Annotated in this window: 13 protein-coding genes; 6 read left to right on the forward strand and 7 right to left on the reverse strand. The window is 62.8% G+C overall.

Going from position 1 to position 9,689, the window contains the following annotated elements; translation table 11 throughout:
* Positions 1–463: 463 nt before the first annotated feature.
* The 6 genes from IE191_RS20680 to IE191_RS20705 form a co-directional block, all read right to left on the reverse strand.
* Positions 464–1,321 carry a glucose 1-dehydrogenase gene (locus IE191_RS20680; RefSeq protein WP_191326329.1) on the reverse strand — a complete coding sequence of 286 codons (858 nt, stop codon included), beginning with the start codon at positions 1,319–1,321 and terminating at the stop codon, positions 464–466.
* Positions 1,322–1,346: 25 nt separating this feature from the next.
* A complete protein-coding gene (locus IE191_RS20685; protein ID WP_183615970.1) occupies positions 1,347–1,859 on the reverse strand; it encodes a hemerythrin domain-containing protein in 513 nt (170 codons plus the stop codon).
* Between the two features lie 108 nt (positions 1,860–1,967).
* Complete coding sequence (locus tag IE191_RS20690; RefSeq protein ID WP_183615969.1) at positions 1,968–2,450, reverse strand: DUF421 domain-containing protein; 483 nt, start codon at positions 2,448–2,450, stop codon at positions 1,968–1,970.
* Entirely contained in the window at positions 2,450–2,962 is a 513-nt protein-coding gene (locus tag IE191_RS20695) for a hypothetical protein (RefSeq protein WP_183615968.1), read from the reverse strand. The genes IE191_RS20690 and IE191_RS20695 overlap by 1 nt, the downstream gene beginning before the upstream one ends.
* A 9-nt stretch (positions 2,963–2,971) precedes the next feature.
* A complete protein-coding gene (locus IE191_RS20700; protein ID WP_191326330.1) occupies positions 2,972–3,541 on the reverse strand; it encodes a CinA family protein in 570 nt (189 codons plus the stop codon).
* Between the two features lie 88 nt (positions 3,542–3,629).
* The gene (locus IE191_RS20705) at positions 3,630–4,658 is read right to left on the reverse strand and encodes a PAS domain S-box protein (RefSeq protein ID WP_229815739.1); all 1,029 of its coding nucleotides are present in this window, start codon (positions 4,656–4,658) and stop codon (positions 3,630–3,632) included.
* 273 nt (positions 4,659–4,931) lie between these two features.
* Between IE191_RS20705 and IE191_RS20710 the strand changes: the two genes are divergently transcribed.
* Genes IE191_RS20710 through IE191_RS20735 form a run of 6 tightly spaced genes read left to right on the forward strand, consistent with a single transcriptional unit; the run spans position 4,932 to position 8,247 of the window.
* Positions 4,932–5,507 (forward strand): SRPBCC family protein, encoded by a 576-nt coding sequence (locus IE191_RS20710; protein WP_191326331.1) that lies wholly within the window; start codon positions 4,932–4,934, stop codon positions 5,505–5,507.
* Complete coding sequence (locus tag IE191_RS20715) at positions 5,507–6,697, forward strand: zinc-dependent alcohol dehydrogenase (RefSeq protein WP_191326332.1); 1,191 nt, start codon at positions 5,507–5,509, stop codon at positions 6,695–6,697. Before IE191_RS20710 ends, IE191_RS20715 begins: the two co-directional genes overlap by 1 nt.
* A 12-nt stretch (positions 6,698–6,709) precedes the next feature.
* Positions 6,710–7,480, forward strand: a complete 771-nt coding sequence (locus tag IE191_RS20720) for an SDR family NAD(P)-dependent oxidoreductase (RefSeq protein ID WP_191326333.1) — start codon at positions 6,710–6,712, stop codon at positions 7,478–7,480.
* 3 nt (positions 7,481–7,483) lie between these two features.
* On the forward strand, positions 7,484–7,792 hold the full coding sequence (locus IE191_RS20725; protein WP_191326334.1) for a DUF3175 domain-containing protein: 309 nt from the start codon (positions 7,484–7,486) through the stop codon (positions 7,790–7,792).
* Positions 7,785–7,958, forward strand: coding sequence for a hypothetical protein (locus tag IE191_RS20730; protein ID WP_191326335.1), 174 nt, complete (start codon positions 7,785–7,787; stop codon positions 7,956–7,958). Before IE191_RS20725 ends, IE191_RS20730 begins: the two co-directional genes overlap by 8 nt.
* A gap of 22 nt (positions 7,959–7,980) precedes the next feature.
* Positions 7,981–8,247, forward strand: coding sequence for a DUF2171 domain-containing protein (locus IE191_RS20735; protein ID WP_191326336.1), 267 nt, complete (start codon positions 7,981–7,983; stop codon positions 8,245–8,247).
* A gap of 27 nt (positions 8,248–8,274) precedes the next feature.
* Here IE191_RS20735 and IE191_RS20740 read toward each other — a convergent pair whose 3' ends face one another.
* Positions 8,275–9,495 carry an NAD(P)/FAD-dependent oxidoreductase gene (locus IE191_RS20740; RefSeq protein WP_191326337.1) on the reverse strand — a complete coding sequence of 407 codons (1,221 nt, stop codon included), beginning with the start codon at positions 9,493–9,495 and terminating at the stop codon, positions 8,275–8,277.
* Between the last annotated feature and the right edge of the window lie 194 nt (positions 9,496–9,689).

Below are 9,689 nucleotides of genomic sequence, written 5' to 3' on the forward strand. Positions count from 1 at the left end.
CATGAACATGGATCAGAGGGCCGCCGGCGAACGATTGATTGCGACGGCGCGCGGGCCAGAGCGGCCGTGATTGCGGACGATCCGGAAGGGCCGCTTACGAGCGCCGGCGGGCGAAAGCAGCCCTTCGTTCATCCGGGCGGGTGAACGTCGGCTAAGTTGGACGGTCCGGCATGTCCCCTTTCGGCAGCGCAAGCGGGTTAGCGGACGTCCCGGGGGGCGTGTCAGCTTCATGCCCCAACTTGAACCGTCAAGGGCGAAGCGATAGCACCAAAAAGCGGATGAAACTCACTCAGGTAGTGTCATGACCGACAGATAGTCGATCATTCCGGGCGCACCATTTCAACAGGATCGAACCGGCGGCGGAATTGGGCGGCTCATTGCAAGGTTGAGGTGGCAGCGGTTGCGGAATCGAAGACCTCGAATAGCCTCCGTCGCTGTGCCTGCCACTTGAGATCGCTACGGCCTAGATAAATGGGCGGCCACCCGTCACCGGCACGGTCGCGCCGGTGATGTAGCTCGCCTCATCGCTGGCAAGCATCACATAGGGAGGTGCAAGTTCGCGCGGCTGCGCGGCGCGGCCAAGCGGTGTGTTTTCGCCGAATGTCTTCACCGCCTCGGGCGGCATGGTCGAAGGGATCAGCGGCGTCCACACCGGGCCGGGCGCGACGCAGTTCACGCGGATGCCCTTGTCCGCAAGCATCTGCGCGAGGCCCATCGTGAAATTCTGGATCGCGCCCTTGGTGGTCGCATAGGCGAGCAGGCTGGCATTGGGCTGATCGGCGTTGATAGAGGTCGTGTTGATGATCACGCCACCCTTCATCAGATGCGGGACCGCAGCCTTGGAAAGGTAGAACATCGCGTGGATGTTGACAGCGAAGGTCAACTGCCACTCGTCATCGGAAATGTCCTCGATATCCTCGAAGCTCGCCTGATGGGCCGCATTGTTGACGAGAATATCGATACCGCCCAGCTTCGCGATCGCCTTCTCGACAATCGCCCCGCAATGCCCGGCGTCACTGATGTCTCCGGGCACCAGAACCGCCTTCCGCCCCGCCTCTTCAATCCATTTTTGGGTTTCGCGAGCATCTTCATGCTCGTCGAGATAGGAGATGAGAAGGTCGGCGCCTTCGCGCGCATAGGCGATCGCCACCGCCCGCCCGATGCCGCTGTCGCCGCCGGTGATGATCGCGCGCTTGCCCGCCAGCCGGCCGGAGCCGGCATAGCTCTCCTCGCCGTGGTCGGGCCGCGGGTCCATTGCATCGGTCCTGCCCGGCATCGGCTGCTGCTGCTCGGGGTAAGGCGGACGGGGATCGCCGGTCATGGCCACATCCTTCGCAGTTAGAGCGTTAGGCCGCGATCAGATGCACGGCGGTCGGCTGTGCCAGCGGCAGGCCAGCCGATTTCGCCTGCGCCAATAGTTCCTCCTTGCGGGCCAGCATCTGGTCGCGCAGCACGACCAGATCGACATCGGTCTTCCGGCATTGGGCGAACATGCCTTCGGACGGCATTTCTTCTTCATGGACGTGGTGCTTGATCTCCTCGGAGAGGACCTTGACCTTGGCGTCGTAGAAATCGTCCTGGGGGCTGCCGGCCTCGATGTCGTTCACCAGCACCTTGGCGCCGTCATGCTCGACATAGGCTTCGTCGAGCGTGTCGCTCTCAATCTTCCCGCGAAAGGCGGGATAGAAGATTTCTTCCTCGATCAGCGTGTGGATCTTGAGTTCCGTGCATATCGCGTGGGCGAGCTTCTGTTTGCTGCTCGATGATGTGGCTTTCTCGAACTGCTCGAACAGATCCTCGACCTTGCGGTGGTCGGCCTTGAGCAAGGCGATGGCGTCGGTGAAGGTTTCGCGGGGCATGATATCCTCCTTTGGAGTGCTACCCGGAAAATGAGCGGATCATGGCATCCGTTCCCTGCAAGCGACTCGCAGCACGACGAAGCGTGAAGCAGTTGAATGCGATCACCTTCACACCGTCTTGTCATCATCTTCCTGTTTGGATGTCTCTTCTTCCTTCTTCGCGATGAAGCTGATCTTGCCATTGGGCTCGAGGATGGCCCACGCAACCTCGGCAATATGGGCGATGCCCGCGAGACGCATCTCGATTTCCACTTCAGCACGGGTGATGCGATCGCGGCGCATATTAGCCATGATCAGTTCACCGTTCTTGACCAACACGCGTGGCACGCCTTCCAGCAACCTTTCGGCGCGTGGGGAGAGATAGGTGGCCCAGCTCAGCGCCAGTGCCCAGAAGGCGATGGTGCCAATGGCGAGGGCGGCGCCCGTCATGCTGAGATCATTATGGGTAATGCCCTGCTGGACCAGGTCGCCCATCACGACGAGCAGCACCAGTTCGAACGGCGTGACCTGGCTCAGCTCCCGCTTGCCCAACAGCCGGAGCAACAGATACATGACGAAGAACATCACGCTGGCGCGCAGGATGATGTCCATCAGGGCAGCACCTTGATCGTGACCGGCACAGCGGCCAGCCGACGCTCGCCGTCAAGCGCCACGACCTCGCCGCTCGTTCCCGCGAACAGCGGTGGATTGATCTGGCCATCGATCTTGAAGCGGAAAGTCTCGCCCGGCTTGGCGTCACCGAAGGAAAAGCGATGAAAGCCGCTCCTGTGGCTTTCATCACCTGCGGCCGGGATCATCGTGTTGATGGTCATTTCCCGCCACAGAACATCCGAGACGGCAATGACGAGATCACCGATCGGCCGTTGCGGCGTGACCTCGACGATCGTCTCGAACGCCATGCCGTTGCGCAGCGTTTCCGGCGTTCGCACGCTCATGGCGACCATATCGTTCGACGAGTGCCGAACGATGGCCGGCTGGCCACCGAACAGGCCGGCCAGTCCGGCGCCCAGCAACACGATGAGAAGGAGGAGCGGCCAGGGGTTGGCCCTCCGGCTGTTGCTTTCATGCTCTTGCGTGATGCCGTCCGGCGCCTGCGCTGCCATGACCAGAGCTCAGGCCGCCCGCTGCGGTCGACCCACCACAGCCGATAGCATGTCGGGCAGCATGTCGAGCGCGACCCGCAGGCTCTCGATCCGTGTCGCACCGCGCCCGATGTCACCGAAATGGCAGACGATATGGCGTGTCTCCACCCCATGCGCGGCGCAGGCGAAATGCACCAGCCCGGGTTCGTCGCCGGGTTCGCCGGGGCCGGCAAAGCCGGTGATCGCAATCGCCAGCCGGGCGTCCGACCGGCGCAAGGCGCCTTCGGCCATGGCGCGCGCCACCGGCTCGCTGACCGCGCCGCAATCGTCGATCATCTGATGGCTGAGCCCGAGCAGGTCGCATTTGGCCTTCTTACTGTAGACAACGAAGCCACGGTCGAAGGCGTTGCTGGCGCCCTCGATATCCGTAAGCAGCGAAGCAAGCAGCCCGCCGGTGCAGCTTTCCGCGGTCGCGATCCCGATCTTGGCCTTGCTCGCGGTTTCGAGCAGGACCATTGCCGCCTCGATAATGTCGTCAGGTAAAACCGGCGACAGCGTCTCGGCGTCCGGTGTCGGCGTGGCTTTGTGCTGCGAGGACATCTTCCTTCTCTCTGTCGGCGCCATCGGCTGGTAAGAAACCTCTGTCCTGCCGATACCGTTCCCTTGGAAATGCGGCAGTGGCTTTTCCTCAGCGCGCCAGGGCATCCCGCGGGAGCTTGAGGACAGTCTCAAAGACGCCGTCGCGCCATTCCCGGACAATCGTTCCCTGAAGTCCCCTGAGGGTCGCGTCGAGCAGGCTCGTGCCGAACCCCGCCTGAGGCTTTTCCGACCACTCGCCGCCCTCTTCCCGCCAGAACACGGAGACCGCTGCGGCATCGGTGGCGATGTCGACGCTGAGCGAACCGTCTGGATTGGAGAGCGCACCATATTTGACCGCATTGGTGGCGAGTTCGTGGAACAGCAGCGCAAGCGACGTCATCGCATGCTGGCCGACCACTGTATCGCAATCCACAACCGCGATGCCGTCATCTCCATAGGGTGCCATCACCGCCGCGAGGATCTCGCCTAGGGTCGTGCAGGCGCCGTCGGCCCTGTCCTCGCTGTGCAGCACCAGCGACTGCGCGGCAGCGAGCGATGTGATACGGGCGTTCAATTCCTCGGTGAACGTCTGGACATCATCGGCGCGGCGACCGCCGATGCTGATCAGGCCCTGAACGATCGACAGCAGGTTCTTCACCCGATGCCTCATCTCGCTCAGCAGCAGCGCCTGCTCATTCGCATGTCGCAGCCGTTCACTGATATCGCGCGCAATCGTGGAGGCGCCGATGATCGTCCCGTCGGCGTTGCGAAGCGGCGAGATTGCCACTTCGACATGAACGGGTACGGCCTCTCGGGTGCACCGGACCGTCTCGAACCGGCCGATGCGTTCGCCAAGGCGCAGACGGACCACGATATCGGCCTCCTCGTCCAGACGCTCATCGGGTATGATCAGGCTGATCGGCCGTCCGACGGCTTCCTCGCGCGAATAGCCGAACAGGCGCTCGGCACCTGCGTTCCAGCTAGTGATGGTGCCGTCCAGTGTCTTGCTGAGGATGGCATCGGTCGAATCCTCGACGATCGCCGCAAGCCAGGCTGTCGTGTCGGCGGAAAAGTGCGGATCGGACAGGGAATGCAGACTTACCGGTGACATGTTCGATCCTTCCTTGCGGCGGCGCATTGAAGGAATAGCATGGCGTCCGCGGAAGGTCCGCAGCTGAGCTCCGACAGTGCGTTGGCCGTCAGCTAGTCCGCACGATAGCAGATTCCACCGCTGGGAACAAACCACCGGCCATCGGTTCGGCACGAAGACTCATCGGCCAGCCGGATATTGACGCAGGCCGAGCCGTGGCCGTGACAGGCTGTGCTTCCTGCCGGAACGATGCGGCCATGATGCCCGTTCTGCAATTCGAGCCCCCGAGCGCCGAAGACCCCACTCTGCAGGAGAAGTGCAATGGCCGATTTGCGTGACGATGCACCGATCACGACGTCGAAGCGCAGCGACAGAATTATCGATGCGACAGAGAATCTGCTCGAGGCCAAAGGCCATAGTCTTGTCGGCCGCTCCGTGACGATCAACCGGCCACGCGCCGAACTCTACGCCTATTGGCGCGACTTCACGAAACTTCCCAGCTTCATGGACAATGTCGAGCGGGTCGATGTCGTGGACGATAGGACCAGCCATTGGGTCGTGAAGGCACCCGGCGGCAAGACCGCCGAGTGGGATGCCGTCATCACTGAGGAACGGCCTGACGAACTGATCGCCTGGGCATCGACGGAAGGCGCGGATGTCCCCAATAGCGGACGCATCGACTTCAGGGACGCAGGTGATCGCGGCACGGTCGTCACCGCGACCATTCTCTACGATCCACCCGCCGGCTTCATCGGCAAGGTCATCGCCAAGATGTTCCAGCGCGAGCCGGCGATTCAGGCGCGCCGTGACCTGCGGCGCTTCAAACAGCTCATGGAAACTGGCGAGATCGCTACGGCAGCGCGGACGCATAAACAATTGAAAGAGGAGATCGCCTGATGCGCGCGCTCACCTGGCACGGCAAGCATGACGTCCGCGTCGACACTGTCGACGATCCCGAAATCCTCAATCCGCGCGATGCGATCATCAAGGTCACTTCGACGGCGATCTGCGGGTCGGACCTCCATCTGTACGACGGCTACATCCCGACGATGCAGGCGGGCGACATCCTCGGCCATGAGTTCATGGGCGAGGTGGTCGAGACCGGCCCCAAATCAACGCTCAAAAAGGGCCAGCGCGTGGTGGTGCCGTTCACGATCGCCTGCGGCAGTTGCTATCATTGCGGCAAGCATCAATATTCCGCCTGCGACAACGCCAATCCGGCGGACAATCAGGACATCGCTCAGACGCTCTACGGCCAGCCGATGTCGGGACTGTTCGGCTACAGCCACATGACCGGCGGCTATGCGGGGGGCCAAGCCGAATATGTCCGCGTGCCGTTCAGCGACGTGGGTCCGATCGTCATTCCCGACGGAATCGATGATGACAAGGTGCTGTTCCTGTCGGACATCCTGCCGACCGGTTGGCAGGCGGCGGAATTCGCACAGATCGAGCCGGGCGATACGGTCGCGGTCTGGGGCTGCGGTCCCGTTGGCCTGTTCTGCGTGCAGTCCGCCTTCCTGATGGGCGCTGAGCGCGTCATCGCGATCGACCATTTCCCGCGCCGGCTCGAACTGGCGGCCAAGTTCGGCGCCGAAACCCTCAACTTCGAGGAAAGTAAGACCTACGAGGCGCTGATGCAGATGACTGGCGGCATCGGCCCGGATGCCTGCATCGACGCGGTCGGCCTTGAGGCGCACGGCCTGTTCGTCGACAATGTCTGGGACCAGATCAAGGTCTCGACCTTCACCGGCACCGACCGCACCCATTCGATCCGCCAGGCGATCATCGCCTGCCGCAAGGGCGGTCGCGTGTCGATGCCTGCGGTCTATGGCGGCTTTGTCGACAAATTTCCGCTCGGCGCCTTCATGGAGAAGGGACTGACCCTAAAGACGGGCCAGACCCATGTGCAGCATTATCTGCCCGGGCTGCTCGCTGCGATCATGGAAGGGAAGATCGATACGACCTTCCTGATCAGCCACCGCATGGCGCTGAGCGAGGCGCCTGAGGGCTACAAGATCTTCCACGATCACCAGAACGACGTGACCAAGGTGGTCCTGAAACCGGGCCTCGACCGGGTCGCCGCGTAAGGAGAAACCGACATGGCTGACAAATTCGCAATCATCACCGGCGCTTCGACCGGCATCGGCGCCGAGCTTGCCAGACTGGCGGCTGCGGACGGATATGACCTGCTGCTGGTTGCCGACACGCCCTTTGTCGATCCGTCAGTCGGGAATGCCAATGCCCGGACGCTCGAAGTCGATCTCGCGACGCTCGAAGGGGTCGATCGACTGCTCGACGCCGCCGGTGGCCGGCGTATCGATCTGCTGTGCGCGAATGCTGGGCATGGCCTCGGCGGACCGTTTCTCGACCACGCCGTCAGTGACTGGCGCCATGTCATCGACACCAATGTGACGGGCACCGTTTACCTGTTGCAGAAGGTACTCGCGAAGATGGTGGCGCAGGGCGAAGGCAAGGTTCTCGTGACCGGCTCAATCGCGGGCTGGATGCCGGGCAGCTTCTCGGCGGTCTATAACGGCACCAAGGCGTTCATCGACAATTTCACCGCCGCGATCCGCAATGAGCTCAAGGAGCATGCCGGGATCACAATCACCACCCTCGAACCTGGACCGGTCGAGACCGAGTTCTTCCACCGTGCCGGCATGGATGACACCAAGGTCGGCCAGAATGACAAGAAATCCGATCCTGCGGATGTCGCGAAGGACGGCTGGGACGCGCTGATGGCCGGCAAGGACACGATAATCTCGGGCTGGAAGAACAAGCTCCAGGTCGCCGCGTCGGGTGTGCTGCCACAATCCGTGCCGGCGCAGCTGCATCGCGGCATGGCCGAGCCGGGCAGCGGGAAGGATTGAGCTATGGCCGGCAAGAAATGGTCGCAGTACGTGACCGAGCATTCGGACGCGCTCGATCTCGAGGACGGCGTTTTCAAGCAGGACGATCCCGTCAAGATCGCTGCGTCGCTCAAGCGCTCGGCTGAACGCAGCAAGCGCCGCAAGGGCACACCGCTGCAATCGGCGATGGGCATGCTCAACTTCTATATCAATCGCGCGGGAGACAATCTCGGCAAGGGCCAGGGGCAGGTGCTGGAGAAAGCCAAGGATGAACCGCGTGAAGCATTCGGCAGTGAGCCGGAGGACACGCACAAGGAGAAAGCCCATGGCTGAGAAAGGCAAGGAGCGCAACCAGACCTCGCGTGGCCCTCTGGGCGATGCCCGTCCGGATAGCACCGACAACGATACGCGAACGGGCGGGGGCCGGCCGGTGCAAAAGGTCGAGGACCGGCCCATGGTCGGCACCGTCAAACCGGAAGATTACCCGTTCCAGCAGTGACGAACAGCAAGGAGTGATGCACATGGCCGACCTCAGCCAGATCAGGGAGCATATGGAAATCATCGGCGCCGACGGTGTCCATATCGGCACTGTCGATAAGGTCGAAGGCGATCGGATCAAGATGACCAAGGCCGACAGTGGATCGCATGGCGATCATCATCATTATTTCTCGGGCGGCCTTGTAGCTGCCGTGGAAGGTGATCGGGTGCGGTTGTCCGCGGCCGGATCGGCGGCGGTGCTGTTCGAGGAGGAGGAAGGTGGCGAGCCGCTGACCGAGAAGAACCCATGACCGGCTCGCGAGGACCGCGCCCATTGGTTAGTCGAAACGATAGGGACTGAAACAATCGCGATCCGGATCGGGCTCGCCGCCCAATTCCCGCTCGAGCATTTGAGCGGCGAGGCTGGCGAAAGCGATGCCGTTGCCGCCGAAACCCGCCGCCATCCAAACGTTCGGCATCGTCGCGACGGGGCCGATCGCCGGCAAGCCATCGGGCGAGGCGCCAAAGGTTGCCGCCCACTTCCGGTCGATGGTGATCGGGCGGGCGCCAAGCAAGGTCTCAAGCTTGGCGGCAATGGCACCCGCTTTCGAGCCCAGCAGCGCGTTTCGCACGGCCTCATCGGCGGACTCTATATCTTCTCCGCCGGCGATGATGCGTCCGATACGGTCAGTGCGGACATAGAGATACGGGTCGGACGCTTCCCAGATCATCGCCCGCTCACGCCAGAGCGGTGCGCCGCCCGGCGGCGTGGCGATCGCGAAGGTGGAGTGCAGGCCGAACGCGGGCGGCAGGAACAGCGACGCGCGCTCATATCCCGTGGCGAGGATCACGTTTTCGGCTCGGCAGCTTCTTCCATCGGCCATCTCCAGAACGATTCCGCTATCGTCAGGGTGGAGTCCGGTCACATCAACAGGCCAGTGCAAGTTCGCGCCCTCTCTGCGCGCGCGATCCAGCAGGGCATGGCACAGGCGAACCGGCTCGATCTCGAAGCCGCCCTGCGACGCGATTGCCGCGCGGGCCGCGATATCGAAGCGCTCCGCCACCTCCTCCGCTCGCAGAAAGACGGAGGGCAAGCCGTTGCGACGATGGATATCCGCTTCCCTGACCAGCCCGGCCTCATCGAGGACAGAGCCGGTAAGATAGAGTGTGGGGCGGGCAACCCTTCCACCATTCAGCCCCAGCGCATCGATGTGTTTCCCGAGATCACGCACGGCGGTGAGCACACGCGTCCACCGTCGCGCTGCCTCCGCTTCGCCGATCTCAGTCGCAAGATGGCTCATCGGCACATCCATGGCCCACATGATCTCGGCGGTGGAGGCCGCCGTGCTGCCGCAACCAGGCGGACGGCGGTCGAACAGGGCGATGCGCCGCCCGCTATCCGCCAGCCACTGAGCGATGAGCGCGCCGACGATTCCCGATCCGACGATGGCGACGTCGACAGGCTCGGCTGGAAATGGATCGGACGGCCGCGACGGCCAGTCCGTTTCCTGCCAGGGAACATCCCCGGTGCGCAGGTCGCGACATTCGGTGAGTGTCATCGGGCCATTGGCAGTTCAACAGCGGCGCCGATCGCGAACAGCCTCATCCGGGATAATTCTGCTGGCTAAGCAGGCCGGCGAGATGCGTGGCGTTGCTGGCCACCATCTTCGCCGTCTTGGCGACCATTTCCGGTGACGTGCTCCCCTGATTGTTACCGGTCAGAGGTAGAGTCTCGCTCCTTCATGATGATTGT

This window comes from Novosphingobium pokkalii (assembly GCF_014652855.1).
In the GTDB taxonomy this organism is placed as follows: domain Bacteria; phylum Pseudomonadota; class Alphaproteobacteria; order Sphingomonadales; family Sphingomonadaceae; genus Novosphingobium; species Novosphingobium pokkalii.